Annotated in this window: 23 protein-coding genes and 1 riboswitch; of the genes, 9 read left to right on the plus strand and 14 right to left on the minus strand. The window is 73.7% G+C overall.

The genetic code is table 11. From position 1 onward, the window contains the following. Positions 1–75: 75 nt before the first annotated feature. The 7 genes from EW117_RS10405 to EW117_RS10435 form a co-directional block, all read right to left on the minus strand. Positions 76–1569 carry a M81 family metallopeptidase gene (locus EW117_RS10405; protein ID WP_277986458.1) on the minus strand — a complete coding sequence of 498 codons (1494 nt, stop codon included), beginning with the start codon at positions 1567–1569 and terminating at the stop codon, positions 76–78. Between the two features lie 126 nt (positions 1570–1695). Then, positions 1696–2136, minus strand: coding sequence for a hypothetical protein (locus EW117_RS10410; RefSeq protein WP_129786356.1), 441 nt, complete (start codon positions 2134–2136; stop codon positions 1696–1698). Positions 2137–2272: 136 nt separating this feature from the next. After that, on the minus strand, positions 2273–2938 hold the full coding sequence (locus EW117_RS10415) for a response regulator transcription factor (protein ID WP_129786358.1): 666 nt from the start codon (positions 2936–2938) through the stop codon (positions 2273–2275). Then, the gene (locus EW117_RS10420) at positions 2935–4416 is read right to left on the minus strand and encodes a sensor histidine kinase (protein WP_129786360.1); all 1482 of its coding nucleotides are present in this window, start codon (positions 4414–4416) and stop codon (positions 2935–2937) included. Before EW117_RS10420 ends, EW117_RS10415 begins: the two co-directional genes overlap by 4 nt. Continuing rightward, positions 4413–5666 carry a phosphotransferase gene (locus EW117_RS10425; protein WP_129786362.1) on the minus strand — a complete coding sequence of 418 codons (1254 nt, stop codon included), beginning with the start codon at positions 5664–5666 and terminating at the stop codon, positions 4413–4415. The genes EW117_RS10420 and EW117_RS10425 overlap by 4 nt, the downstream gene beginning before the upstream one ends. A gap of 278 nt (positions 5667–5944) precedes the next feature. Beyond that, complete coding sequence (pgi, locus tag EW117_RS10430) at positions 5945–7633, minus strand: glucose-6-phosphate isomerase (RefSeq protein ID WP_129786364.1); 1689 nt, start codon at positions 7631–7633, stop codon at positions 5945–5947. After that, positions 7630–8394, minus strand: coding sequence for a copper homeostasis protein CutC (locus tag EW117_RS10435; RefSeq protein ID WP_242504207.1), 765 nt, complete (start codon positions 8392–8394; stop codon positions 7630–7632). The genes pgi and EW117_RS10435 overlap by 4 nt, the downstream gene beginning before the upstream one ends. 75 nt (positions 8395–8469) lie before the next feature. Between EW117_RS10435 and EW117_RS10440 the strand changes: the two genes are divergently transcribed. Further along, positions 8470–9654, plus strand: coding sequence for a PrsW family intramembrane metalloprotease (locus tag EW117_RS10440; protein ID WP_165362631.1), 1185 nt, complete (start codon positions 8470–8472; stop codon positions 9652–9654). 78 nt (positions 9655–9732) lie between these two features. On the opposite strand, the gene EW117_RS10445 is transcribed toward EW117_RS10440, so the two are convergent. Further along, positions 9733–10833, minus strand: a complete 1101-nt coding sequence (locus tag EW117_RS10445) for a M20 family metallopeptidase (RefSeq protein ID WP_129786368.1) — start codon at positions 10831–10833, stop codon at positions 9733–9735. A gap of 25 nt (positions 10834–10858) precedes the next feature. Continuing rightward, the gene (locus tag EW117_RS10450; protein ID WP_129786370.1) at positions 10859–11212 is read right to left on the minus strand and encodes a DoxX family protein; all 354 of its coding nucleotides are present in this window, start codon (positions 11210–11212) and stop codon (positions 10859–10861) included. A 126-nt stretch (positions 11213–11338) separates the two neighbouring features. On the opposite strand from EW117_RS10450, the gene EW117_RS10455 reads away from it, so the two are divergent. Then, positions 11339–11749, plus strand: a complete 411-nt coding sequence (locus EW117_RS10455; protein WP_242504208.1) for a winged helix-turn-helix transcriptional regulator — start codon at positions 11339–11341, stop codon at positions 11747–11749. Between the two features lie 86 nt (positions 11750–11835). On the opposite strand, the gene EW117_RS10460 is transcribed toward EW117_RS10455, so the two are convergent. The 4 genes from EW117_RS10460 to EW117_RS10475 form a co-directional block, all read right to left on the minus strand. Further along, positions 11836–13662, minus strand: a complete 1827-nt coding sequence (locus tag EW117_RS10460; protein ID WP_129786372.1) for a CocE/NonD family hydrolase — start codon at positions 13660–13662, stop codon at positions 11836–11838. Positions 13663–13754: 92 nt separating this feature from the next. Beyond that, a complete protein-coding gene (locus tag EW117_RS10465; protein ID WP_129786374.1) occupies positions 13755–14507 on the minus strand; it encodes an ATP-binding cassette domain-containing protein in 753 nt (250 codons plus the stop codon). After that, positions 14507–16213, minus strand: coding sequence for an ABC transporter permease (locus EW117_RS10470; RefSeq protein WP_242504209.1), 1707 nt, complete (start codon positions 16211–16213; stop codon positions 14507–14509). Before EW117_RS10470 ends, EW117_RS10465 begins: the two co-directional genes overlap by 1 nt. Further along, a complete protein-coding gene (locus EW117_RS10475) occupies positions 16189–17277 on the minus strand; it encodes a thiamine ABC transporter substrate-binding protein (protein ID WP_129786376.1) in 1089 nt (362 codons plus the stop codon). Before EW117_RS10475 ends, EW117_RS10470 begins: the two co-directional genes overlap by 25 nt. Further along, positions 17272–17376, minus strand: a riboswitch (TPP riboswitch). It overlaps the preceding gene by 6 nt. Before the next feature lie 37 nt (positions 17377–17413). Here EW117_RS10475 and EW117_RS10480 point away from each other — a divergent pair. Continuing rightward, the gene (locus EW117_RS10480) at positions 17414–17695 is read left to right on the plus strand and encodes a DUF4235 domain-containing protein (RefSeq protein ID WP_129786378.1); all 282 of its coding nucleotides are present in this window, start codon (positions 17414–17416) and stop codon (positions 17693–17695) included. A gap of 58 nt (positions 17696–17753) precedes the next feature. Here the strand turns inward: EW117_RS10480 and EW117_RS10485 are convergent, their stop codons facing one another. Further along, positions 17754–18530, minus strand: a complete 777-nt coding sequence (locus EW117_RS10485; protein WP_129786380.1) for a PAS and ANTAR domain-containing protein — start codon at positions 18528–18530, stop codon at positions 17754–17756. Between the two features lie 236 nt (positions 18531–18766). On the opposite strand from EW117_RS10485, the gene EW117_RS10490 reads away from it, so the two are divergent. The 6 genes from EW117_RS10490 to EW117_RS10515 all read left to right on the plus strand — a co-directional run. Continuing rightward, complete coding sequence (locus EW117_RS10490) at positions 18767–20191, plus strand: FAD-dependent oxidoreductase (RefSeq protein ID WP_129786382.1); 1425 nt, start codon at positions 18767–18769, stop codon at positions 20189–20191. Positions 20192–20328: 137 nt separating this feature from the next. After that, entirely contained in the window at positions 20329–22017 is a 1689-nt protein-coding gene (locus EW117_RS10495) for a carbamoyltransferase family protein (protein ID WP_129786384.1), read from the plus strand. Next, complete coding sequence (locus tag EW117_RS10500; RefSeq protein WP_129786386.1) at positions 22014–23573, plus strand: HAD-IIIA family hydrolase; 1560 nt, start codon at positions 22014–22016, stop codon at positions 23571–23573. The genes EW117_RS10495 and EW117_RS10500 overlap by 4 nt, the downstream gene beginning before the upstream one ends. Beyond that, positions 23570–24676 carry a glycosyltransferase family 9 protein gene (locus EW117_RS10505; protein WP_129786388.1) on the plus strand — a complete coding sequence of 369 codons (1107 nt, stop codon included), beginning with the start codon at positions 23570–23572 and terminating at the stop codon, positions 24674–24676. The genes EW117_RS10500 and EW117_RS10505 overlap by 4 nt, the downstream gene beginning before the upstream one ends. After that, positions 24673–25677, plus strand: a complete 1005-nt coding sequence (locus tag EW117_RS10510; protein ID WP_129786390.1) for a glycosyltransferase family 4 protein — start codon at positions 24673–24675, stop codon at positions 25675–25677. The genes EW117_RS10505 and EW117_RS10510 overlap by 4 nt, the downstream gene beginning before the upstream one ends. Further along, positions 25677–26944: glycosyltransferase (locus EW117_RS10515; protein ID WP_165362632.1), on the plus strand; the 1268-nt coding region annotated here is incomplete at its 3' end. The genes EW117_RS10510 and EW117_RS10515, both read left to right, overlap by 1 nt.

Here is a 26944-nt window from a genome sequence, read left to right on the forward strand (position 1 = left end):
GTGGGCGCGACCGTTGCGACTACCTGCCCGTTTTAGGCGCAACGATCCCGCCCACAACAAAGCTGGGGGTGGGGGTCAGAGGAGGTTCGGGGTGAGGTCCGGGCCCGGGCCGAAGGCCTCCGGCGGGTCGAAGGGGTGGACCGGGCCACCCAGGTTGGTGTGCCGGAGCCGGTGCAGGTCCTGGTCCACGCCGCCCGGGGTGAGCATGAGCATCCAGTCCTCGGCCATGTCGTAGAGCTCGGTCTCGAGGTTGCCGATCTTGACGACCACGACGTCGGTGCCGCGCGGGTCGAGGCCGATGGCCGTGAAGTCCGACTCCAGGTGGTAGGGCCTGCGGCGTTCGGTGAGGATCACCCTGAGCCCGCCCACGGCCACCACGCACACGGTCCCGCCCACCGGATCGTCCAGGCGGACGTGCTCGACCACGCCGCGCAGCGTCAAGGGGCCCTGCGGGCCGTCGTCGACCCGGGCGCCGGCCCGCACCTCGACGACGGCGTCCACCCCGGCGTCGGCCACCGCGCGGGCGGCCTCGGCATCGGGCAGGGAGGCGTAGATCGCGCTCCGGCCGCCGTCGGCGGGCGGGACGGCGAAAGCCGGCTCCGCCAGGAGCCGCGCGAGGGTCCAGGTGACGTCGCCCGCGCCACCGGCCATGGGGTTGTCGCCCGAGTCGGACAGGACGAACGGCCGGGCGTCGCTCGCCAGCACCGCCTCCAAACACTCGTCGTAGCTGCCCGCGGGCGCGACGAACTCGAACTCGTCGCGCGCGTCCCAGTACCGGCGGGCCAGGCGCTCAGCCTCCCGGGTGATGACGGCGGGGTCGTCACCCATCACGACGACGGCGGCCCGGCAGCGCGGCTCGTCCGCCCACCCGTACCCGACCCAGACGGACGCATCCAGCACACCGTCCAGAGCCGCGACCCGCGCCACGTCCGCGTAGATGCCCTTCGCCGGCTCCAGCCGGGTACTCGTCTTCTCCCCCGGCAGCAGCACCGGGACCTGCACCCACGCCTTGTGCGGCCGACCGGACCCGTCGATGCGGCGCAGCAGATCGGTGGCCGCGCGCTGACGGGCCTCGTCGTCGTCCTCGTGCGCGGCCATCCGGTGGCAGGCGATGAGGTCGACGGTCGCGGCGAGCTCCCGCGACACGTTGCCGTGCAGGTCCATCGAGGCGGAGACCAGGCAGCTCGGCCCGACGGCGGCGCGGACCGCACGTGCGAGGTCCGCCTCGGCGTCGGCGTACCCGAGCACCGACATGGCGCCGTGGATGTCGAGCAGCACCCCGTCGAACGGACCCTGCGCCTCCAGCGCCAGGCCGATCTCGGTGCGGACCGACTCGTACACGTCGGCCAGGACCGCACCGCCGGGGAGCGCCCCGGCCCGCAGGATCCCGACCCACTCGGCCTCGCGGCGCAGCGGCGCACCGTCCCGCAGGAACGGGTACCGCCGGACCAGCTCGTTGCCGCGCAGCAGGGTGAACGCCTCCCAGCCCGAGCGGTGCGGGGAGAACGTACTGGACTCGATGGCCATGCCGCAGATCGCGATCCGCGGTCGATGGTGGGTACGGGTCACGCGGGAAGTGTAGGCGGGACGGGTTACTACTTTGTACGCATTCCGCCACAAAATTCCGGGTGGCCCGGCAGCCTGGGCTGCCGAGCCACCCGGCCGGCCACGCAGCGAGGAAGGCCTCGCGCGGGGTCAGTCGTCGCCCCGGTCGTCGGCCTCGTCGTCATCCGCGTCGTCCGGGGTGTCGTCGTCCTGGTCGCCGACGTAGTTCGCGTCGTTCGGCGAGTCTGCCGACTGGGCCGAGCCCGCGGTGTCGGTCGCCGACTCGTTCGGCGAGTCCGCCGACTCCGGCGACGGGTCGTAGTTCGCGTCGCCCGGGGAGTCCGCCGACTGCGCGGAGCCCGGGGTATCGCGGGCCGACTCGTTCGGCGAGTCCGCCGACTCCGGCGAGGGGTCGGTCGTCGCGGCACCCGCATCGCCGGACGGCGTCGCGCCGTCCAGGGCGACGGCCGCGGAGGACTCGGCACGCGGGGCCGGGTCGTTCAGTGCGGCGGCAGTTCCCGCACCGACGACGCCGAGCACGGCAGCCGCCCCGACGATGGCCCAGCGCTTTTTCATGGTCGAGGGGTTCATCTCTGTGACCTCCGGTCTCGCGGCACCCGCTGCGGGTGCCTCCTGCTACGAGTCTGCGTCGCCAGGATGAGGCGACGAGGAGACCCGGATGAGACGACTCTCATGTTGACCAGCGACCCTGACGCGGGCCGGCACGTCAGCCCTTGAACCGGTACCCGGACCCGCGCACCGTCTCGATCCGGTCCGCGCCGAGCTTCTTGCGCAGGTACCGCACGTACACGTCCACCACGTTGGAGCCGGGATCGAAGTCGTATCCCCACACTCGCGACAGCAGCTGCTCCCGGGACATCACCTGGCCCGGGTGCTGGAGGAACACCTCGGCGAGCGCGAACTCCCGCGCGGACAGCTCCACCTCCCGCCCCGCCACGGTCGCGGTGCGCGTGCGCAGGTCGAGCCCGACGTCGCCGTGCTCCAGCCGTTCCGACGACGCGGCCTCCCCCGTGGCGCGGCGCAGCCGCAGCTTGATCCGGGCGAGCAGCTCGTCGAACCCGAACGGCTTGGACATGTAGTCGTCGGCCCCGCCCTCCAGGCCGGCCACCCGGTCCGACAGCGAGTCCCGCGCGGTGAGGATGACGACCGGCAGCGTCGAGCCGACGTCGCGCAGCCGCTGCAGCACCGTGAACCCGTCCAGCACGGGCAGCCCGATGTCCAGCACCATCAGGTCGTAACCGCCAGACATGGCATGGGCGAGCGCCGTGGCGCCGTCGGACACCACGGTCGGCTGGAAGCCGTGCGCCTTGAGCCCCTTGCGCACGAACTGCGCGATGCGCTCCTCGTCCTCCGCGATCAGGATCTGGTTCAACCTGCCACCTCCATCGCCTTGCCCTTGGCCCCGGGTTGTCCGCTCGACGGGCCCACGCCGTCCGCCGGCCAGGTCATCACGAAGCGCGCACCGCCGGCGTCGGACTGCTGGACCGTCACGTCCCCGCCGTGTCCCTGCGCGATGGCCCGCACGATCGCCAGGCCCAGGCCGGATCCCGGCGCGCCGCCCGCCGTGCTGCCCCGCGCGAAGCGGTCGAAGATGCGATCCGCCTCCTCCGGCGGGACGCCCGGCCCGGTGTCCCGCACCCAGAGCCGCACCTGGCGCCCGGGCGGTCCGGCGACCACCTGCGTGCCGATGCCCACCTCGTCGTCGGGGCCGGTGAACTTCACCGCGTTGTCGGCCAGCTGCAGCACGGCCTGGGTGAGCCGGTGCACGTCGGCGGGCACCTCGACGTCGGCCCGCGCGTCCACCACCCAGCGCCGCGCACCCAGCGCGCGCGCCTTGTCGTGCACGTCGTCCGTGAGCCTGCCCAGGTCCACCGGGGCCAGGGTCACGAAGTCGGACCGCTCGGCCTTGGCGAGCAGGACCAGCTCCTCGACGATCTGCCCCATCCGGGACGTCTCGTCGAGCAGGAGGTCCCGCGTCTCGCGCACGTCCGCCGGGTCGTCCGGGTCGAGCACCTCCAGGTGGCCCCGCAGGACGGTGAGCGGTGTGCGGAGCTCGTGCCCGGCGTCGTCCAGGAACTGGCGCTGCGTCTCGATGGCCGTCGACAGCCGGTCGAGCATGGTGTTGAAGGCACCCGCGAGCTCGCCGAGGTCGTCGTCGGTGGCGACGGCTACGCGCTGGGACAGGTCGGTCTCGGTCACGCGCGTCGCGGTGGAGCTGAGCTGCCGCAGCGGGCGCAGCAAGCGGCTGACGACGAGCCACGCGAACAGGCCCAGCAGCACGAGCGCCACCACGCAGACGATCGCGTAGGTGCGCATCACGTCGGCTTCGGGAGCCAGCGCCCGGTCGAGGGCCGCCGCCATGACGTACGCACCCACCTCCTGGCGGTCCGCCACCGTCACCGGAACGACGACGAACCATACGCGGCCCTCCTCCGTGTCGATCTCGCGCTGATAGGTCCGGTCGGACTCCGGCGTGAGCCTCTCCACGGCATCCAGAACCACCGGATGCTCGGCGACCAGCCGTCCCAGTGCGGGCGGGCTGGACTGCTGATGCTTGCCGTCCAGGTAGCTGACGAACATCTCGTTGTTGCCCGGGACGTTCCGTTCCATGGCGATACTCATGAGCCGGCCGGCGCCATGGAACTCCTGGCCGGTCTCCGGGTCCACGCCGTTGGCCGCCAGCCGCTGCAGCTCCGCATACTCCTGGTCGAAGTCCTCCGAGATGTCGTCCATGATCTGCTGGGTCTGGATGGCGTGCGTGAGCAGGCCCGCCCCGAGCAGGCCGATGGCGGTGACCGCCACGACCACCGTCACGACCTTGGCCCGTACCGACGGCCGGCGCAGGCTCATACGCGGACCGTGCCGGACCGCGCGAGCCGGGACCCGTCGAGCCAGCCGGCCACGACGTCCAGGCGGCGCGACGTCGCCGCCTGCCAGTCGCGTTCCTGCACGCGGTGCGGGCCGGTGGCCAGGGACAGCAGCACCCCGGCGACGCGGGCCGCCAGGTCGCTCCGGTCGGCGCCCCGGCCGCCGGGGGCCGCCACGAAACCTGTCGCGTAGTCGGCGGCGAGCCGGCGCATCCGGGCGGCGTACGTGCTCTGCGCCGTGTCCGACGTGTGCACGAGGGACAGCACGTCCAGGTGCGCCACCAGGCACGCCAGGTCGTCGGCGCGGTGCCCGGGCCCGGCGGAGTCGACGTCGAGCAGCCCGGTGATCCGGCCGTCGGTGAGCATGATCTGCGCCTCGTAGAGATCGCCGTGCGTGGGGTCCGTCCCGGTTCCGCGCTCCGCGAGGCGGGTCCGGACGGCGCCGGCCAGGTCGGCGGCGCGCGCGGCCTCAGCGGGGAGCGCGGCCCCGATGACACCCGCGTAGTGCTCGGCCGACTCGCTCCAGGCCGGCCGGCGCGGCAGGTCCCGCACCTCGGCGGGCAGCCGGTCGAGCAGGTCCAGCACCTCCCGCGGCGACGGGATCCGGCCGCCGTCGCGGACGGCGGCGCGCATCTCGGTGCCGTGCAGCGGGGACAGCACGAGCAGGCCGTCGTCGGACCAGCCGAGGGGACGCGGGACGGGCAGGCCGGCCCTGGACAGGAGCGCGTGGCGCTCGTGCAGGTCGGCGACCTTGCGCGGGCGCAGCACCTTGAGGAAGACGCGGGACGCCGCCGCCTTGGCCTCGATCACCGCGCGCCGGGTCGGGCGGTAGGCCCGGACCTTGAGCTCGGGGTGCGCGCGTGCCTCCGGGGCGACACCCAGGCCGGCCAGCAGCTCCTCGACGGCGGAGGGGTTGAACGCGCGCGGCAGCGCCGGCAGCGCCGGGTCGCCCGGGAACCGCCACACGGCGACCGTCGCGTCGCCGTCGGACAGGGTGACCACGCCCGGCTTGCGGCCGTCGCGGGCCCGACCGACGCTCGCGCCGAGTGTCTCGGAGCGCGTCACGCCGTCCCAGCGCACGGTCGCCCGGTACGCCACGGTGGTGGTCGAGCCCGGCCGATGGTCCACCTGACGCACCCGCCAGTCCACGAGCTCACCGCCCGCCGTCGCTACGGCGGCATCGAGGAGCCCCGCAGCGGCGTCGCCGGTCAGCAGGTCAAGGTGCGTGTCCACCCGGCCATCCTCGCAGCCGGTCCACGCCGAGGCCCCTCCATTCGGATGAGAATCCTCTCACCGAGCAGTACCCGAACCGCAAGTTACCCGCCGCCCGCCCGGGCGCCGAAACGCAAGTTACCCGTCTCTCGCGCCGTCGAACCGAAAGATCATGGTCGATCCAGGCGCCGATGGACACGTGCCTTGCGGTTCGGCAACGGCGGGAGAGACGGGTAACTTGCGGTTCGGCGCCGGGCGGGCAGCGGGCGACCTGCGGTTCGACGTCGAAGAGGAGATCCTCAGGCGCGCAACTCGCGGTACTTGGTGATCAGGGCCGCCGTCGACGGGTCCTGGGCCGCCAGGGCCGCCTCGTCGCCCGCGACCGCCGGGGCGATCTCCAGGGCCAGCTTCTTGCCGAGCTCCACGCCCCACTGGTCGAACGAGTCGATGCCCCAGACGACGCCCTGCACGAACGTGATGTGCTCGTACAGCGCGACGAGCTGGCCCAGCACGGCCGGGGTCAGCGCCGGGGCGAGGATCGACGTCGTCGGCCGGTTGCCGCTGAACACCTTCGCCGAGACCAGGTCCTCGGCGACACCCTCGGCCCGCACCTCGTCCGCCGTCTTGCCGAAGGCGAGCGCCTTGGTCTGCGCGAAGAAGTTCGCGAGGAACAGGCCGTGCACGTCGGCGTCGGCGTCGCTCAGCGGGTAGGCCGGGTTCGCGACGGCGATGAAGTCCGCCGGGATCGTGCGCGTGCCCTGGTGGATGAGCTGGTAGAACGCGTGCTGCCCGTTGGTGCCCGGCTCGCCCCAGAAGACCTCGCCCGTGTCGGACGTGACGGGCGTCCCGTCCCAGCGCACGGACTTGCCGTTGGACTCCATGGTGAGCTGCTGCAGGTACGCCGGGAACCGGTGCAGCTGCTGCGCGTACGGGAGAACGGCGTGCGTGTGCGCGTCGCGGAAGTTCACGTACCAGACGTTGAGGAGCCCCATCAGGACGGGCACGTTGCTCTCGAACGGCGTCGTCCGAAAATGCTCGTCCATCGCGTGGAAGCCGCCCAGGAACTCGGCGAACGCGTCCGGCCCGATCGCGACCGCGAGCGACGTGCCGATCGCCGAGTCGACCGAGTAGCGGCCGCCCACCCAGTCCCAGAACCCGAAGGCGTTCTCGGGGTCGATCCCGAACGCCTCCACCTTGTCCAGGGCGGTCGACACCGCGACGAAGTGCTTCGCGACGGCGTCGGCGCGGCCCTCCTCCGAGTCCTCGATCGCGCCCGCGGCGACCAGCGAGCGCCACAGCCAGTCGCGGGCGAGCCGCGCGTTGGTGAGGGTCTCCAGCGTGCCGAAGGTCTTGGACGCGACGATGAACAGCGTGGTGGTGGGGTCGAGGTCGGCGGTTTTCTGCGCGACGTCGGTCGGGTCGATGTTGGAGACGAACCGGCACTCCAGGCCGTCCTGCACAAACGGCTCGAGGGCCTCGTACGCCATGACGGGGCCGAGGTCGGAGCCGCCGATGCCGATGTTCACTATCGTCTTCACGGGCTCGCCCGTGACGCCGGTCCACTCGCCGGAGCGGACCTTCTCCGCGAACGCGTAGACCTTGGCGAGCTCGTCGGCGACGTCGGCGGTGACGTCCTGACCGTCGACCGTCAGGGGCTCGTCGGACGGGCGGCGCAGCGCGGTGTGCAGCACGGCGCGGTCCTCGGTGACGTTGATGTGCTCACCCGCGAACATCGCGTCGCGACGCTCCGCGAGCCCGACCTCCTCGGCCAGGGTGAGCAGCGAGGCGAGCACCTCGTCGTCGAGCAGGTTCTTCGACAGGTCCACGTGCAGGTCAGCGGCCTGGTGGCTCATGCGCCGGGCGCGAGCCGGGTCCGCGGCGAACCAGCCGCGCAGGTCGGGCTGGAGGTTCTTGGAGAGCTCGGTGAGCGAGCCCCAGGCGGAAGTGGTGGTGGCGTCGACAGGCAGACGGGCTGGCACTGAGGTCATGGGACAACCGTAGTGCGGAGCGCCTCCGCCGCAGCCTTGGCGAGTGTCTGATCGGTCACCTCGTAGCCGGTGCCGTCCCCGCCGCCCGGCCCGCCGGCGTCGGCCACGAAACGCTTCGCGGAGAGGTGCACGGCGTCCACGCCGACCCGCACAAGGGCCGGGATGTCCGACGCCGTGACGCCGCCGCCCGCCATGATCTCGATTCCCACGTCGGCGCTGTGCTCGACCAGGGCGGCGAGCCGCTCCAGCCCGTCGCCCGCGCGGGCCGCGCCGCCCGAGGTGAGCACCCGCGTGACACCCAGCTCGGCCAGCGTGTCGAGGGCCGCTATCGGGTCCGCGACCACGTCGAGCGCCCGGTGGAACGTCACCTCGGCGCCGATCGCGGCGTCGACCAGGTCGCGCATCCGCGCCTCGTCCACCGTGCCGGACGGCGTCAGGGCGCCCACGACCACGCCGTCGGCCCCCGCGTCGACGGAGCGGGTGACCTCACGGACCATGAGGTCGATCTCGGCGGGCGAGTACACGAAGCCGCCCGGCCGGGGCCGCACCAGGACGTGCACCTCGAGAATCGGCACATCGTCGGACGACGGGACCACCGCCGCCGCGTCGAGCGCCGCCTCGATGAGCGCCGCGCTCGGCGTGATGCCGCCGGTGGCGCCGAGCGCGGAGCAGAGCTCGACGCGCCGGGCTCCGACGTCGGCAGCGATCACCGCCCCGGCCGGGTCCTGGACAGCGAGCTCGAGAGCGACACGTTGGGGCACGTACGCCAGCGTAGCCGTGCCACGGCGGCCCGGTCGCCCGTCGCGCGCGCGACTGAGTCGGTAGGGTCCCATGGCATGGCCATCGATCCCAGTGCGATCCTCCAGGGGCGCGCGCCCGGGCGGGCTTCGATCGGAGTGATCCTCGGGATCGTCTTCGCCTCGGTCTGCCTGCTCTTCATCCTCGCGTTCGACGCTGTCACGGGCGGCGCGTCGTTCGTCGTCGGGCTGCTGCTGGCGGTGCTGCCGGTCGCCGTCTGGCTGCCGCTGGTGCTCGCCCTGGACCGGCTGGAGCCGGAGCCGCCGAGCGCCCTGACCTTCGCGTTCCTCTGGGGCGCCGGAGTGGCCGCGCTCTTCGCGAGCATCCTGAACACGCTCGGGCTGTCCCTGCTCACCGAGACCGAGCTCACCGGCGAGCAGGAGGGCTGGTACGTCGTCGCGACGTTCGGCGCGCCCGTGGTCGAGGAGCTGCTCAAGGGCGCCGTGCTCTTCGGGATGCTGTGGTGGCGGCGGCAGGAGCTGAACGGGCCCACCGACGGCGTCATCTACGCCGCGATGGTGGGCCTGGGTTTCGCCGCGACGGAGAACATCCAGTACTTCATCGACGCGGTCGAGGTGGACCAGCTCGGGTACGTGTTCGTGCTGCGGGCCATCGTCTCGCCGCTGCTGCACCCGCTGTGCACGGCGATGACCGGCATCGGCGTGGCGGTGGCCGCCCTGGCCGGGCCCGGCCGGCTCCGCCGTCGGGCACCTGTCTACGGGCTGCTCGGTGCCATCGCCCTGCACAGCCTGTGGAACGGCTCCACGAAGTTCGGGATCGTCGGCCTCGGCGGCGCGTACCTGGTCGGGTTCGCGGTGCTGGTCGCGCTGATCGTGATCCTGGCGCGCGACCGCCGTCGGATCGTCCAGCTCATCGGCCACTACCTGCCGCTGTACGGGCCGGTCGGCATCGTCACCCCGGACGACCTGCGGATGCTGTCGAGCCTGCCCGGCCGCCGGGCGGCGCGGAGCTGGGCCCGGGCCGCGGGCGGGCGAACGGCCGAGCGGGCCATGACCGACTACCAGCAGGCCGCCACCGAGCTGGCCCTGCTGCACCAGCGGGCCGGGGCGCAGAAGGATCTCGACCCGCACGGCCTGGAGCAGCAGCGGCAGTACCTGGTGTGGCTCATGCAGCAGGCGCGGGCCACGTTCCTGGCGCGGCAGCCGCGCCCGCCGGCCAGCCCGTGGGGCGCCACGGGCTTCGCCCAACAAACCCGCCCCTGACTTCTTGGTTGTGGGCGTGATCGTTGCGCCCAAGACGGGCGCATCGTCGCAACGATCACGCCCACAACCAAGAAGAAGTCAGGGAGTTGTGGTGAGGTCCAGCAGCAGGGCGCGCAGGAGGGCGATGCGGTCGGCGATGCGGTCGACCAGGACGTGCTCGTCGTCGGCGTGGGCGCCACCGCCCACGGCGCCCAGGCCGTCGAGCGTCGGGGTGCCGACTCCCGCGGTGAAGTTGCCGTCGGACGCCCCGCCGACCGCCACTCCGGTGAGCGCCGGCAGCTCGGCCGCCGCGGCGAGCCGTGCGGCGCGGGCGAACAGGTCCGCGGACAGCGCGGCCTCCAGCGGCGGCCGGTTGATCCCGCCCTCGATCTCGAGCGCGGCGTCGGGCAGCACGGGGGTCAGCGCGCGCAGTGCGGTGTCGACGCGCTGCTGCTCGGCGACCGTCCGCGCGCGGACGTCCACGGCGAACGACGCCTCGGCCGGGACCGTGTTGCGCGTGGTGCCGGACGTCGCGTCCGTGGGCGTCACAGTGGTCCCCAGGGCCGGGTCGCCCAGGGCCGCGACGGCCAGCACCTGGTGCGCCAGCTCGACCGACGCGTTCACACCCTTCTCGGGCTCCAGGCCGGCGTGCGCCGCGCGGCCCTTCACCAGCACGCGGTAGATGGAGGTCCCCTTGCGCTCCAGCTTGAGCGCGCCACCGTCGGCGGACGCCTCCAGCACGAGCGCGGCGTCCGCCCCGCGCGCCTCGTCCTCGATGAGCGTCTGGGACGACGGCGACCCGAGTTCCTCGTCGCCGGTCACCAGGAGCGTGACACCGGTCCGGTCGTCGAGGGACCCCAGCACGTGCAGCGCCATGGCCAGGCCGGTCTTCATGTCGAAGCTGCCGGGGCCGCGCAGCACGCCGTCGGAGATGCCGAACGGGTGCGTCAGGAGCGAGCCGACCGGCCAGACCGTGTCGTGGTGCGCCAGGACCAGCACGCGTGTGGGGCCGCCGAGCCGCCACCGCAGGTGGATCCCGAGCCGTTCCGGCTCGGCGCCCAGTCGCGCGGTGCCGAGCCGGGCCACCAGGTCGGCGGACCGGGCCAGCGCGACGGGGTCCGACGACGGCGACTCGCACTCGACCAGCGTCCGCAGGTCCTCGATCAGGGCGTCGACGTCGGGAGTCTCGTGGAATGCCATGCCCGCACGGTAGCCGTGGTCCGTATCAGAGGGAGAGCACGCGCAGCACCAGGGCCGCGGCCGAGAGCAGCATCAGGCCGCCGGTCGGGCCGACACCCGGCCAGTCCTTCGCGCGGACGTGCGTGATGACCGCGCCCAGGAAGTAGGCGACGAAGCAGCCGGTGGCCGCGATGCCGATCGGCGCCCACCAGATCCCGACGACGGTGCCGGCGGCACCGGCGACCAGCAGCGTGCCGAGCACGGGGATGAGCCGCTCCGGCACGCCGAGCTTGGTGGTGAGCGGCTCGACCACCTGCGGGTTGCCCGTCAGCTTCCCGTAGCCGCTGAACGCGGTGGCCAGGGCGAGCAGGGCAGAGACGATGACAGAAGCGACGAACACGAGTCCTCCGAGGACAAGGGCCGGACGTACCCGGCGAGAAACGAGGCGCCCGTTCGGGCGCCTCGTGAATCGTCCGGCACGGCGCGCGGCTTGCCAAGGGGCAGGGAAGCAACTCACTATTGGTAAGTGACTTCCACGACGACCGGCTCCAGCACCCCCGCTCGAAGCATCCTCCCGGGCCCGGCAGCTTCCGCCCCGGCGAACCAGCCCGGCGACGCAGACGAGTGCGACCTCTTCCAGCGCGTCGTCGAGCGCGCCGGGCGGCGCTGGTCGGGCGCCATCCTCTTCGCCGGAGTCGCGGGCGCGCGGCGCTTCGTCGAGTACCGCCGCGCCGTCCGCGGCATCTCCGACCGGATCCTCACCCAGCGCCTGCGCGAGCTCGAGCAGCAGGGGCTGATATCGCGCGAGGTGGTGCCGACCATGCCCGTGCAGATCCTGTACACGCCGTCGCCGGCCGGGGCCGACCTGATCAAGGCGCTGGGACCCCTGGGCCAGTGGGGTGCCAAGCACCGCAACATCCTCGAGATCCCCGAGTAGATCTCATTGTTGTGGGCGTGATCGTTGCGCCTAAAACGGGCAGGTAGTCGCAACGATCACGCCCACAACACAGCTGACGTTCGGGGTCAGCGCCCGAGGTCGAAGGTTCCCTCGCCCACGTCCGTCAGGGTCGTCGTGTTCCCGGCGCGGTAGCGCTCGAGGTACGGCGCGGGCTCACCCGGGGTGGCGACGTCGCCGGCCGGGTCCTGCAGGTCGAGCGAGAGCCGCGCGCCGCTCACTGAGATCCGGTTGCCGGACGGCTCAGCCAGCCAGCCGCCCGACTCGATCGTCCCGATCTGCACGCCGAGCTGGTGCCCCTCGGCGAGGGTCCAGTCGGCCGACTTCAGGTCGAACGCCACGCGCCCGCGCCGCTCGATGAGCGCCACGTTCTCGTCGAACATGGTCGCGGTGCCGTCCGGCGCGACGTCCCACAGGCGCACCATCACCTCACCGGCCGCACCCGCCCTGAAGGCGACGGACGGCGTCCCCGTGATCCGCACGTCGGAGTCCACGGGCGTGGAGTAGGTCAGGTACGACGACGACGCGCCCGCCGCGAACGACCGGGTTCGCGGGGCGAGCGTCGGCGCGTGCTCCATGTCCCAGCCGTCGACCTGCGCCCGCGTCAGCCCGGTGGCCGCGAGCGACGACGCCCCGCCGTCGTCCACGTACGAACCCTTGCCGAGCCGGGCCACGGTCGAGCCGTCGGCCTCGGGCCACGTGTCCTGCACGCGCCACGCACCGGTGCTGTCCTGGATCGCGTAGGCCGGGTCCTCGACTCCGGGCGTCTCGCCCTTGAGGAACTCGTCGTAGAACCGCATCACCTCGTCGAAGAAGCCCTCGCGCCCCATGGCGAGCCGCCCGTCGGAGACGACGTCGTTGCCCCGCACGTGGTCCCACGGGCCGAGCCAGCCGCGCTCGACGCCCGTGTGGTTGTCGAGGAAGATCTCCATGTCCTCGGGCTTGGTGTTGGGCTCGCTGAAGCCCTGGGTGACGAACAGCGGCGTATCCGTGCCGACGGCGTCATCGGCCAGGTTGCGGGCGTCCCAGTACTCCGACTCGAGGTCCGGGTTGTTGCCGTCCGCCAGGTTGTCCGACAGGCACTCCGGATGCTCGTCCTCGTAGCGGGCGTTCGCCGCGTAGCGCTCGTCGTCGCCGTCCATGGGCGGCATCGTGGCGATGCTGTTGTACGCGTTGGGCGTGCCGGTCACGTTGGGCCGCGCGACCTCGTTGCTCCACAGGTAGTTGTACATGTTCCACAGGGGCTCCTGGGCCACTACCGCCTTGAGCGGCTCCAGGTCCAGGTTGTTGCCGGCCAGGCCGGTCACGGCGTCGTACGACTTGCCGTACATGCCGACGTCGCCCGTGGACCACTCCTGGCTCGCCGACCACTCGATCGCGGCACCGATGTCGGCCTGCTCACCCGGACCCGTCCAGTCGAGGCAGCCGGTGCTGCCGCCGAAGCCGCGGATGTCGACCATGACGAACGTGTACTCGTGCCTCATCAGGTCGGCGCCGTCGACGAAGTCTCGGAACCGCGCGGAGGGACCCACGACGTCCCAGCCCTCCGGCCCGGTCTGCCCGGCATGCGCGAAGTACGGCCCGACCGACAGGATCACGGGCGTCCGCGCGTCTGGAGCGAGGTGGGCGGGCCGCAGGATGTCGGCATGCAGTTCCACACCGCCCGACGACGGGAAGTACGCCTCGGTCCACGCCGCACCCTCGGGTACGCGCTCGTTCTCGTCGTGCGTGACCGGATCGTCGGAGTCCGCCGTCGCCTGGCCGACGGCGGCCCCCGCCGGGCCGGCGACAACGGGCGCGCCGATCGCGGCGGGCGCGGCGCTCCCGGCCAGCAAGAGCGTGGCCGCTGCGGCGACCGCAGGCGCAGTCCTGCTGAGTCTCGTACGAAATCTCATCGGGCGTCCTCCCTGGAGGCCCAGGTCCGATATGCCTGGGTTTACCCGAGAGGCTAGAGAATATTCACCCGCAATGCCCGGATTTAGGCAGGTCAGCCGCGCAGGCCCAGGAACTCCGCCACGCGGTCGGACGCCGGAGCCGCCCGCAGCTCCTCCGGGGCGGCGACCTGGAGCAGCCGGCCCCGGTCCATCACGCCGATCCGGTCGGCGACGGCGGCCGCCTCGGCGTGGTCGTGCGTGACGAACACCGCCGTCGTACCGGTCTCGACCAGCGCCGCTCGCACCTCGCCCGCGAGCCGCTCCCGGAGCTGCCGGTCGAGCGCGGAGAGCGGCTCGTCCAGCAGGAGCAGGCGCGGCCGCGGGGCCAGGGCCCGCGCGAGGGCCACCCGCTGCTGCTCCCCGCCCGACAGCGTGGGCACGGCCCGCTGCTCGTAGCCGGCGAGCCCCACCAGGTGGAGCAGCGTGGTCACCCGCACGTCCCGTTGGGCCCGGGACAGGTCCTGGGTCTCCAGCCCGTAGGCCACGTTGCGCCGCACGTCCCGGTGCGGGAACAGCTGCCCCTCCTGGAACATGAGCCCGAACCGCCGCTTGTGCACCGGGACCCCGGCGAGGTCTTCGCCGTCGTACGAGACGGCGCCGCCCGCCAGGGGTTCCAGCCCGGCCACCGCGCGCAGCAGCGACGACTTGCCGCACCCGCTCGGACCGAGCAGCGCGACCACCTCGCCGGGAGCGACCGTGAGCGACACCCGGTCCACCGCCGTGACACCGGTCGAGCCCCGCCCGCGGGCCGAGCCCGCCGAGAACCCGTACCGGACCGACACCTCCCGAACCTCCAGCCCCGCCATCAGAACTCCCCTCCGGCGCGCTCGTCGCGCAGTCGCTCCGCCACCATCATCACCGTCGCGGTCAGCGCGGCGAGCACCACCGACGCCGCGAGCGCCATCCCGTAGTTCTCGGCACCGGGCCGCCCGATGAGGCGGAAGATCACGACGGGCAGGGTGGCGCCGTCGGGCCGCGCGAGGAACGACGTCGCGCCGAACTCGCCGAGCGACACCGCGAACGCGAAGCCGGTGGCCAGCCCGACGGACCGCAGGGCGATCGGCAGGTCCACGGTCCGCAGCACTCGGCCGGGGCCGGAGCCGAGCACCGCGGCAACCTCGCGCAGCCGCGGATCGATGGCCCGGAGCACCGGCAGCACGGTGCGTACGACGAGCGGCACGGCGACCACGGCCTGCGCGACGGGTACGAGCAGCCCGGAGGTGCGCAGGTCCACGCCGAGGACCGGCTGGTCCATGGTGATGAGGAACCCGAAGCCGACGGTCACGGCGGACACGCCGAGCGGGAGCATGAACAGCCCGTCGAGGATCCCGACGGCGCGGCGCGCCCCCGCGGCCCGCGGCCGCCGGGACACGACAAGGGCCACGAGCCCGCCCACGACGAGCGAGAGCACCGTCGCGACCAGGGCGATGCGGAGCGAGGTGGCGGTGGCCTCCCACACGGTCACCACGAGCGCGTTCCGCTCGCCGGCCGTCCCGAGGGCCACGTAGTTGCCGAGGCCCCAGGACCCGTCGGGCTCCCGGAAGGACCGGGCGACCAGCCCGGCGAGCGGCAGCACCATGAGCCCGCCGACGATCGCCGCGCCCACCAGCGCGACCGTCAGGTCCGCGGGCGTACGCCAGGACAGCGGCCGGGCCGCGCCGCGCGAGGGCACGAGCCGCAGCGCCGCCTCGCGCCGTCGACGGGCCCGCGCCGAGACGGCCAGGGCCGCCGAGATGACCACGAGCTGCAGGATCGACAGCACCGACGCGGCCCGCAGGTCCAGGAACTGGGTCGTGCGGGTCCAGATCTCGGTCTCGATGGTGCCGTACCGCACCCCGCCGAGCACCAGCACCACCCCGAACGCGGTGGCGCAGAACAGGAACACGACCGACGCCGCGGACGAGATCGCGGGCGCCAGGGACGGCAGCGTCACCGTCCGGAACACTCGCACGGGGCTCGCGCCGAGGGACGCGGCCGCCTGCTCGGTCCGCGGGTCGAGCCGCTCCCACAGCCCGCCGACCGTCCGCACCACCACCGACACGTTGAAGAAGACGAGCGCGACGACGATCCCGGCCAGCGACTCCTCGAGCCCGAGGAACCCCAGCGTGCCTCCGGGCGCGAACAAGGTGCGGAACGCGACGCCGACCACCACGGCCGGCAGCACGAACGGCACGGTCACGAGCCCGCGCACCAACGTGCGTCCCGGGAACGAGCGCCGGTACAGGAGGTAGGCGAGCGGCAGTCCGAGCAGTACCGAGAACGCGGTGCCGAGCACCGCCTGGGTCAGCGTGAGGCCCACGAGCCGCCACGTGCGCGGGCTCGACAGCACCTCGGTGAACCCGGTGAGGTCGAGCACGCCGTCGGGCACGAGACCGCGGGCGACGAGCGCGGCCACGGGCCACGCGAAGAAGATCATGAGGAAGCCGAGGGGGACGGCGACCGCCGTCCCCCAGAGCAGCCCCGCGGGCTTCAGGCCGAGCCTGAGACTCAGCCGACTACTGTCTCGGTCCACCGCTGGATCCACTCGTCGCGATGCTCGCTCACCTCGGCGGGCTCCACCTCGAACGGGGCGTCGGCCTGGGGCGCGAACTTCTGCCAGTCCTTCGGCAGCTCCACCGAGGAGTCGGCCGGGTACATGTACATCGACTCCGGCAGCGCGGCCTGGACGTCCTGGGTGAGCAGGAAGTCCACCAGCGCCCGCGCGCCCTCGGGGTTGTCCGCCCCGGCCAGTACGCCGGCGTACTCGACCTGCCGGAAGCACGTCTCCAGCAGGGCGCTCGTGGTCGTCTCGGAGCCGTCCTCGCTCACCGTGAACGCCGGCGACGTCGCGTACGACAGCGCGAGCGGCCGTTCGCCGCCCTCACCCGCGCCGGAGAAGTCCACGTAGTAGGCGTCCTCCCAGGAGTCGGCGACCCTGACGCCGTTGTCCACGAGGGAGGCCCAGTAGTCCTCGAACCCGTCCTCGCCGAACGCCCCGATGGTCGCGAGCAGGAAGGCGAGCCCGGGGGACGACGTCGCCGGGTTGGTCACCACGAGCAGGTCCTTGTACTCCGGGTCGGCCAGGTCCTCCAGGGTCTTCGGCACCTCCAGACCGGACTCCTCGAACCACGTCTCGTCCGCGTTCACGCACACGTCGCCCTGGTCGATCGGGGTGAGCGCCCCGCCGACCTGCTCGGCGCCGTCGGGCAGGTCGGCGGGGGTGTACTCCTCGACCACTCCCGCCTCCAGCGCGCGGGACGCGAACGTGTTGTCGATGCCGAACACGGCGTCGCCGAGCGGGGAGTCCTTGGTCAGCACGAGCTGGTTCACCAGGGTCCCGGCGTCGCCCGCGGCACTGACCTCGACGGTCAGCCCGGACTCCTGCTCGAACTCGCTGATCAGCTTGTCGTCGAGCGCCCAGGAGTCGTGGGTCACCAGGGTCACGGTGCCCGACGCCGACGGATCGCCCCCGTCGGCCCCGGAATCGCCGGATCCCGAGCCGCCGGCACAGCCGGCGGCCAGCAGGGCGACGGCGGCCGCCCCCGCGACCGTCCCGGCATGCACGGTGCCCCCGCGGGCACCCGAAAGACGCAACATCGTGCCTCGACTTCCTCCGCCGGCGTTAACCGGATCAGGTTCAAGGGTCTGCGGTTTTCCGCACTCTCAGCGCCGTGGGGCGCTCCCCTGTCGTGTCCAGCCAGCCTACTGTCCCGTAGGGGGCTACGGTGGAGCGGTGGCGCAGATTGAGACGGAACAGACACTCGCCGAGAAGGTCGGCACTCTCGCCCTGACGCTCGCGGCCGGCTGGGTCGCGCAGAAGGCGGTGAGCATGATCTGGAAGGGCGTGACGGGTGACGACGCGCCCAACAAGCCGGACGACCCGGAGCTGGACCTGGTGCAGGCCACGGTGTTCGCGGCGGTAGCCGCCGGGACCGCAGTGCTCGCCAAGCGTCTGGCGGCCAAGGGCGCGCACAAGGCCGCCCTGGGGCTCGCCGCCCGCCGTTCGGCGCGCTGAACCCCAGAGCGGCCTCACGCCCGGGCCCCGGGCTCTCCGCCCAGGCCCCGGGCCGGGCTCAGCCCGCGAGCTTGCGCGGCCGCCGGGTCAGCAGCGGGTCGTGGCCCCGCGGCCGCCCCACTGGTTCGACGCCGTCGAGCGCACGCGTCACAGCGGCCTGCGTGAGGCCGCGCTTCCCGTTCTCCGCCCGTAGCCCGGCCATGACCTGGTCGGCCGCCAGGCGCAGCGGGACGCCCGCCCTGCTCGCGGCGTCGAGCAGCAGGTGGCCCGCTGCCTCGTCGTCCACGCCGCTCACCGCGACGATCGCACCCTTGGCCTGCTCGATCACCGCCTGGCTGACGAAGGCTCGGGTCACGACGCCGTCCGACCGGCGGGCCAGCGCCTCCTTCTGGACCGGCGTGACGTCGATGACGTACCCGACCAGCTCCGGCTGCCGGTCCCGGCCGCCGCGCCTGCCCTGGCCGATGACGACCAGCGACCGCGTGCGGCCCCTCCGGTCCACGATCCGGTGCGAGCACGCGAACGGCCTGCCGAGCCGGAGTGCCTCGGTGGCGGCGCGAACCACCCGCGCGCGGTCGTCAGGGTGCTTCCGGGAGCGCAGCGCCTCGAGGCTCGGTTCGACCTCGTGCGGCCTCCATCCGTGCATGGTGTAGACCTCGTCCGACCACCACCAGCTCCCCGAGCCGAGCTCGACGCGATAGCGGCCGACAAGAAGGTTGGTCCCCAGACCGAGAGCCTGTGCCAGATCACCCGCCGAGATGTCCGGTGACGGTGTCGCGGTGTCGCCTCCGGCGCCGTCCACGACAGTGAGCCTGGGCTGCTTGAAAGGGGGCATGTGTCCCTCCCAGATCCAATGCGGACCGGGAGCCGCTTCATGACTCCGCGTTCTTGATTGTAGAGCGGTTCTCCACGATCGGGCAGCCCTACCCGTCGCCACGTGTCAGACGTACAGGTCACCGGGGTGACCTGTACGTCTGACACGTCGGACGGCGGGCGCGCTGCGAGCGCCCGGCCCTCGTGCCAGCCTGAAGAGGCCCGCCCAGGGACCGACCACGGCACAGGAGGCGCACCGTGAGCGAGACCTCGTACGACGCGACGACGGAGCCCGACGACACCGGCAGCGGCGCCTCGGGGATCATGGCCCCGGGCCCGCTGCGCACCGACGTGGCGGTGGTCGGCGCGGGCCTCACCGGCGTCGTCACCGCCCAGCTGCTGGCCGAGGGCGGCGCAAACGTCGTGGTGCTCGACGCCGGGACCGCCCGCTCGACCACCACGGCCCGCTCGACCGGCAAGCTCTCCGTGCTGCAGGGCACCCGGCTCGCGCGCATCGCCCGGCACGGCGACGACGTCGTGCGCGACTACCTCGCGGCGGGCTTCGCGGGGCTCGGGTGGCTGCGCCGCACCATGGAGGACCTGAACGTGCCGGTCGAGAACCGGGACGACCTGACCGTCGCGACCACCCCCGAGCAGGTGGCCGACGTCGACGCCGTGCTCGCGACCTGCGCCCGGCAGGGCCTCGCCGCGCAGTGGGAGGAGGACCCGCCGTATCCCGCGCGGTCCCTCGGCGCGGTGCGCCTGCCCGGCCAGGCCCAGGTCGACCCGCTGCGCATGCTCTCGGCGCTGCGCGCCCGCCTGCGCTCGCGCGGCGTCCCGGTGCACGACGGCGTCCGGGTCCGGCAGGTGCGCCGGCTCCGGAACGGCGTCGCGCTGCGCACCACCCGCGGCACCGTGCTCGCCGACCGCGTGGTGCTGGCCACCGGGGTCCCGCCCGGGCGCGAGGGCGGTCTGTTCCTCCGGCTGGAGGCGGGCCGCAGCCTGCTGACCACGTGGGAGGTGCCCGACCGCACGGCGCTGCCGCCGGGATTCGCCGAGACCATGTCGATCACCGCCGGGTCGCCCGTGCGTTCGCTCCGCATGGCCGGCGGGCTGCTCATGGTGGGCGGCGAGGGATTCGTCGTCGGCCGGGAGCGCGACCCCGCCCGCCGGCTGGCCGTGCTCGACGAGTGGGCCCGCGTGCATCTGCCGGTGGACACTCCCCACCACGCCTGGGCGGCCCAGGACTACACGAGCGATACCGGGCTGCCGCTCGTCGGACCGGCCGTCCCCGGCGACGAGCGCGTGCTCGTCGCGACCGGCTACGCCAAGTGGGGTCTCACGAACGGAGCGGCCGCCGGGCTGGCGCTCGCCGGTCGCATCCTCGGCGACCCCGTGGAGTGGGGTCCGACGCTCGAGCCGTGGGCCCGCCCGCCCACGCCGAGCGCCCGCATCGCGGCCACCTTCGGCGAGCAGTCCACGGGCTGGGCCTGCGCGGTGGCCCGCCCGTCGGGACAGCGGCCAGGTGTCACGCGCGTGTCCCGGATCTGCCCGCACATGGGCGGCGTCGTGCGCTGGAACGACCAGGAGCAGTCCTGGGACTGCCCCGTGCACGGCTCGCGTTTCGGCCCGGACGGCACCCTGCTCGAAGGACCCGCGACGGAGGGCCTGGCACGGCGCTGACCTGCACATATGCTGCAAATGGGGGGCCGAGAAGCGGTTCAAGAGCCGAGAAGCGGTTCGAGATGCGAGTGGTTCCCCGGCCGGTGAACGTTGAAGAACCGGAAGAAGCCCGGTGACGACCATCCGTGGAGATCACTGTGCGAGTTCTCGGTGTGAATGCCCTCTTCCACGACCCGTCGGCGGCTCTCGTCGTGGACGGTCACATCCTCGCAGCGGCCGAGGAGGAACGCTTCACCCGGCGTAAGCACGGCAAGCGCCCGGTCCCGTTCGCGGCCTGGGAGCTGCCGGAGCAGGCGATGCGCTGGTGCCTCGACGTCGGCGGCCTGGCACCCGAGGACCTGGACGCCGTGGCGTACTCGTTCGACCCAGCGCTGGCCAAGCCGTCCGACGAGATGGGCCTGCCCGACCCGTGGGACTGGCTGCGCCTGCGCTACGCCGAGCGCGCGCCACAGTTCATCGCCACCGCGCTGCCCGGGCTGAGCCCCGGCGCCGTGCGGTTCGTCCCGCACGAGGTGGCGCACGCCGCCTCGGCGGCACTCGCCTCCCCGTTCGACGCATGCGGCGTCATGTCGCTCGACGGCCGCGGCGAACGTTCCTCGTTCCTCGCGGGCAGGTACGACGGCGGGCAGCTCGAGGTGCTCGCGAGCCAGGAGCTCCCGCACTCCCTTGGTCTGGTCTACGAGTCCCTGACCGAGCACCTCGGCTTCCTGCGGTCGAGCGACGAGTACAAGGTGATGGCGCTCGCCTCCTACGGGCGGCCTCGGTTCCTGCCTCAGCTGCGGGAGCTGTTGCGCACCACGTCCGACGGCGGGTTCGTGGCCGAGGCGCCCGACTGGTCGCGGTGGGCGGCGCCGGCCACCCCGGGCGCGCTCACCGAGCCCGCCGGCGCGGGCGGCCTGCCGCCCGACCAGGCGGACCTGGCGGCGTCGGTCCAGGTCCGGCTCGAGGAGCTCCTCGTCGAGCTGGCCACGACGCTGCACGAGCGGACCGGTGACCGCGCCCTCGCCCTGGCCGGCGGCACCGCACTGAACTGCGTGGCGAACTCGCGGCTGTGGCGCGAGACGCCCTTCGAGCAGGTGTGGGTGCAGCCCGCCGCGGGCGACGCGGGCACCGCCCTGGGCGCCGCCCTCCAGCTCACGGCGGAGGCGGGCGTGCCCACCGCGCCCATGGAGTCGGCCGCGCTGGGCCCTTCCTGGTCCGACGACGACCTGGCCCGAGCCCTGCGGACGGCTCGTGTGCCGTTCACGACACCGGCCGACCTGCCGGACCAGGTGGCCGGAGTGCTGGCCGACGACGGGATGGTGGCCTGGTTCGACGGCCGCTCCGAGTTCGGGCCGCGCGCGCTGGGCCGGCGCTCGCTGCTGGCGCACCCGGGACACCGGGCCAATACCGAGCGGCTCAACCTGGTCAAGGGCCGGGAGCAGTTCCGGCCGGTCGCCCCGATGGTGCTCCTGGAGGACGCCGGGGACATCTTCTCGGGCGGCCCGATCCCCAGTCCCTACATGCTGTTCGTCCACGATGTCGCGCCCGGCTGGCGGGACCGGATCCCGGCGACCGTCCACGTGGACGGCACCGCCCGGATCCAGACGGTGGACGGCTCGCAGCCGCGGCTGCAGGCGATGCTGCGGGCGTTCCGGGCACGCACCGGGCTGCCGGTCGTGGTGAACACCAGCCTCAACACCGCGGGCCGCCCCATGGTGGACAGCCCGCGCGACGCGCTCGAGCTCTTCGGCTCAGCGCCCGTCGACGCCCTGGTCATGGGGCCCCACCTGGTCCGGCGAGCGGACCTGTACGCGCCGGCCCCGCTGTCCGGAGGTGCCGTATGAGCCTGTCGTACTCGATAGTCGTCCCGACCGTCGGCCGGCCGGAGCTCCGGACACTGCTGGCGTCCCTGCGGGCCGCGAGCGCCGCAGGCCCCCGCCCGTTCGACGTGGTGGTGGTCGACGACCGAGAACTCCCGGCCGAGGGCAGGAACCCGCCCCTCGATATCGGGCCGGACCCGGTGGCGGGCGTGCGGGTGCTCCGCACCGGCGGGCGTGGCCCGGCCGCCGCCCGCAACGCGGGCTGGCGCAGCGTCCGGACCGAGTGGGTGGCGTTCCTGGACGACGACGTGGTGGTCCCCGAGCGCTGGGCCCTCGCCCTGGAGCAGGACCTGGCGGCGGCCGGCCCCGACGTCGCCGGCGCGCAGGGCCAGGTGGTGGTGCCGCTGCCGGCCCACCGGCCGCCGACCGACCTGGAACGCAACACGGCGGGCCTGGAGAGCGCGGTGTGGGCGACGGCGGACATGGCCTACCGCCGTACCGCCCTGGCGGCCGTGCACGGCTTCGACGAGCGCTTCCCCCGGGCGTACCGCGAGGATGCCGACCTGGCCCTGCGCCTGCACGAGGCCGGCTGGGACCTCGAGCTCGGCGTGCGGTCGGTGGAGCACCCGGTCCGGCCCGCCGGGGACCTGGCGAGCGTGCGTGCCCAGGCCGGCAACGCGGACGACGCGCTGATGCGCGCGCTGCACGGCCGCGGCTGGCGCGCGCTCGCCGGAGCCGGCCGGAGCCGCCTGCCGTGGCACGTCGCCACGGTAACCGCCGCCGTCGCCTGGTTGTGGGCGGGATCGTTGCGCCTGAAGCGGGCGCGTAGTCGCAACGGTCACGCCCACAACCAAGGGGCGACCGCCGCCCTCGCCGGCTCGGTGTGGGCGGGCCTGACCGCCGCGTTCGCGGTCCAGCGCCTGGTGCCCGGGCCGCGGCCCGGCGACGCGGACTTCGGTCCGGAGCTGCGCCGCATGGTGCTGACGAGCGTGCTCATCCCGTTCGCCGCGGTCGCGCACCGAGCGCGCGGCATGTGGCGGTGGGATCTCGGCCGGCAGGTGCCCGCCTGGCCGCTGCCGGTCCGCGCCGTCCTGTTCGACCGGGACGGCACGCTGGTCCGCGACGTGCCCTACAACGGTGACCCGGCCGCCGTCGAGCCGCTGCCCGGTGCTCGGCGCGTGCTCGACGGGCTGCGGGACGACGGCTTCCGGGTGGGCGTGGTCTCCAACCAGTCGGCCATCGGTCGGCGTCTGCTGACCAGCGCGCAGGTGGACGCCGTGGACGAGCGGGTCCGCCGGCTGCTGGGTCCGTTCGACACCTGGCAGCGCTGCCCGCACAGCCCGGAGGACGAGTGCCGGTGCCGCAAGCCGGAGCCGGACCTCGTGCTCCGGGCGGCGGCGGAGCTCGGGCTGCTCCCGGCGGAGTGCGCTGTGGTGGGCGACATCGGCTCGGACGTGGGTGCGGCGATCACCGCCGGCGCGCGAAGTGTCCTGGTACCGACTGAGGTGACCCGGCGTGAGGAGCTGTTCGCGGCTCCCGCGGTGGCCCGCACGCTCGACGAGGTGGTGACGTTGCTATGACTGACCTGAAGCGACCTGTCCGAGTGCTCGCGGTCCGGCTGGACAGCGACGGCGACGTGCTCCTGACCGGTCCGGCCGTCCGGGCGCTCGCCGCAACGTACGACCAGGTGGATCTCCTGGTCTCTGCCTCCGGTCTGCAGGCCGCCGACCTGCTGCCCGGCGTGACCGAGGTCCTGCGGTTCGACGCGCCGTGGTCGGGATCGCGGCCGCCCCGGGTCTCCGCCGAGGCCGTGCTGGACCTCGTGGCCGGCCTGGTCGCGCGCCGCTACCAGCTCGCGGTGATCTTCACGTCGTTCCACCAGTCGCCGCTCCCGATGGCGCTGCTGGCCCGCCTCGCCGGGGTACGCCACATCGTCGCAGCGAGCGAGGACTACCCGGGCTCCCTGCTGGACGTACGGCACAGCCGCCCGCCGGGGCTGCACGAGGTGGAGGCCGGCCTCGACCTCGCCGAGCAGGCCGGCGCGCGGCTGCCGTTGGACGACGACGGGCTGCTCTCCGTCCGCCGTCCGCTGCCCGCCGTGCCGCCGCGGGCGGAGCACGCCGTGGGTGTCGGAGGCGCCTGGAGACAGCGCTCCGTCGTCGTGCACCCGGGGGCATCCGTGCCCGCCCGGGCACCCCTGCCAGAGGACGCGCGCGCCATCGCCGCGCGACTTGCGCGCGACGGCTGGGACGTGCTCGTGACCGGTTCGGTCGCGGAGCGCGAGCTCACCGCGTACGTGGCGGGCGGCCACGCCACGGACCTGGGCGGGCTCACCGACATGGCCCAGCTCGCCGCGGTCCTAGAGGCGGCGGCCTGCGTGGTGGTCGGCAACACCGGCCCCGCGCACCTGGCCGCGGCCGTCGGCACGCCGGTGGCCAGCCTGTTCGCCCCGGTGGTGCCCGCGGAGCGCTGGGTGCCGTACGGGGTGCCCCGGCTCGTCCTCGGCGACCAGGGCGCGGCATGCCGCGGCACGCGGGCACGCACGTGCCCCCTGCCGGGCCACCCGTGCCTGGGGTCCGTCACGCCGGACCAGGTGTCCGAGGCCGTCGCGCGCCTCGCCCACCTGCCGCCCCGTGCCATGGCCGGTGCCGGCTGGCCCCGTGCCGAGGGATGGCCATCATGAGGGTCCTGCTGTGGCACGTCCACGGGTCGTGGACCACCGCCTTCGTCCAGGGCGAGCACGAGTACCTGGTCCCGGTGCTGCCCGGGCGGCCCGCCGACGGGCGGGGCCGCGCCCGGACCTGGGACTGGCCGAGCTCGGTCCGGGAGCTGGACCCGCCCGCGCTGCGCCGCGCGTTCGACGCCGACGGCGTGGACGCCGTGCTGCTCCAGCGGCCGCACGAGGCGCGGCTCCTGCGCGAGTGGACCGGACGCCGTGCCGGACGCGACGTGCCGGCCGTGTACCTGGAGCACGACGCCCCGGGCGGGCCGGCCGCCGCCACACGCCATCCGCTGGCCGACGACGACGTCGTCGCGGACGGACGCGTCCCGATAGTCCACGTGACCCGGTTCAACGCCCTGATGTGGGACACCGGCCCGGCGCGCACCGCCGTCATCGAGCACGGCGTTCCGGACCCGGGCTACCGCTACACGGGCGAGCGCGAGCGGGTCGCGGCGGTCGTCAACGAACCGGTGCGGCGGTGGCGCGCCGCGGGCACCGACGTGCTGCTGCACGTGGCCCGTGAGATCCCGGCCGAGGTGTACGGGATGGGCACTTCCCACCTGGCGGGGCACCTGTGTCCCTTGAGCCCGACGGCGGCCACGGCCACCGCGCACCTCTACAACCTGCCCCAGTCAGAGCTGCACGACCGGCTCGCCGGGGCTCGCGCCTACCTGCACCCGTACCGCTGGACGAGCCTCGGGCTCGCCCTGCTGGAGGCCATGGCCCTCGGCCTGCCCGTCCTGGCCCTGCCCGTCACCGCGGCCTATGCGGCTGTGCCACCGGAGGCCGGGGTGCTCAGCGCCGACCCGGAAGAGCTCACGGCGGTGGCCCGCCGGTGGCTCGCCGACCCGGCGGAGGCCGCGACGTACGGCAAGGCCGCCCGGGAGCACGTCCTTGCCTGCTACCCCCTCGACCGGTTTCTCGACCGCTGGACCACGCTGCTGACACAGGAGGTGTCCTGATGAAGATCGGCATGATCTCGGAGCACGCCAGCCCGCTCGCCACTCTCGGCGCGGCGGACGCCGGCGGGCAGAACGTCCACGTCGCGGCGCTCGCGCAGCGCCTCGCCGCGGACGGGCACACCGTCGACGTCTACACGCGGAGAGACGACCCGGCGCTCCCGGAACGTGTCCCGCTCACCGACGGCGTGGACGTCGTGCACGTCGACGCCGGTCCGCCCCGGCACCTCCCCAAGGACGAGCTGCTGCGCTGGATGCACCCGTTCGGGGACGACCTCGCCGCACGCTTCACCGACCCCGGTATGCGGCCGGACGTACTGCACGCCCACTTCTGGATGTCGGGCCTCGCGGCACTGCGCGCCACCCGCCGGCTCGATCACGAGTTCAACAGCGATCCCGACCACGAACCCACGGTCCCGGTGGTGCAGACCTTTCATGCGCTGGGTTCGGTCAAGCGCCGCTACCAGGGCGCCGCCGACACCAGCCCCACCGCCCGCCTGGCCCTGGAGAAGACCCTGTGCCGCGAGGTGGACCTGGTGGTCGCCACCTGCGACGACGAGGTCCGCGAGCTCCGCCGGATGGGCGCGGCGAGCGACCAGGTCCGCGTCGTGCCCTGCGGCGTCGACCTCGGCGTGTTCACCCCGGCCACCGGCCGAGCCCGCCGAGCGGACGGCGACGGCCCGCTGCGGGTGCTGTCCCTGGGCCGGCTCGTGGAGCGCAAGGACGTAGCGGCGGTCATCGAGGCGCTCGCCCGGATCGCCGGGCAGGGACCGCCCGTGGAGCTGCTGGTCGCGGGCGGGCCGCCCCGCGCCGAGCTCGACCAGGATCCCGAGGTGCGCCGCCTGCGCGGCCTCGCCGGACGGGCCGGCGTCGCCGACCGGGTGCGATTCCTCGGCGCGGTGGCGCACGACGACGTCCCGGGACTCCTGCGCTCCGTCGACGTCGTGGCGTGCACGCCCTGGTACGAGCCGTTCGGGATCGTTCCGCTGGAGGCCGCGGCGTGCGGTGTGCCGGTGATCGCCTCGGCGGTCGGCGGCATGCTCGACACGGTGGTCCACGAGCGCACCGGCCTGCTCGTCCCGCCCCGGGATCCCGCCGCAGTCGCGGACGCGCTGCTCCGGCTGACGGACAGCCGGTTCCGGCTCCGGCTCGGCGCCGCGGCCCGGGTCCGCGCCGAGCGCCGGTACGGCTGGGCCGCCGTGGCCCGGCGGACGGCCGAGGCCTACGCCGACGTCGTCAGCACCTCGTCCGCCCGACCGCCGCTGCCGCA

Source organism: Promicromonospora panici (assembly GCF_900608595.1).
Classification (GTDB): Bacteria; Actinomycetota; Actinomycetes; order Actinomycetales; family Cellulomonadaceae; genus Promicromonospora; species Promicromonospora panici.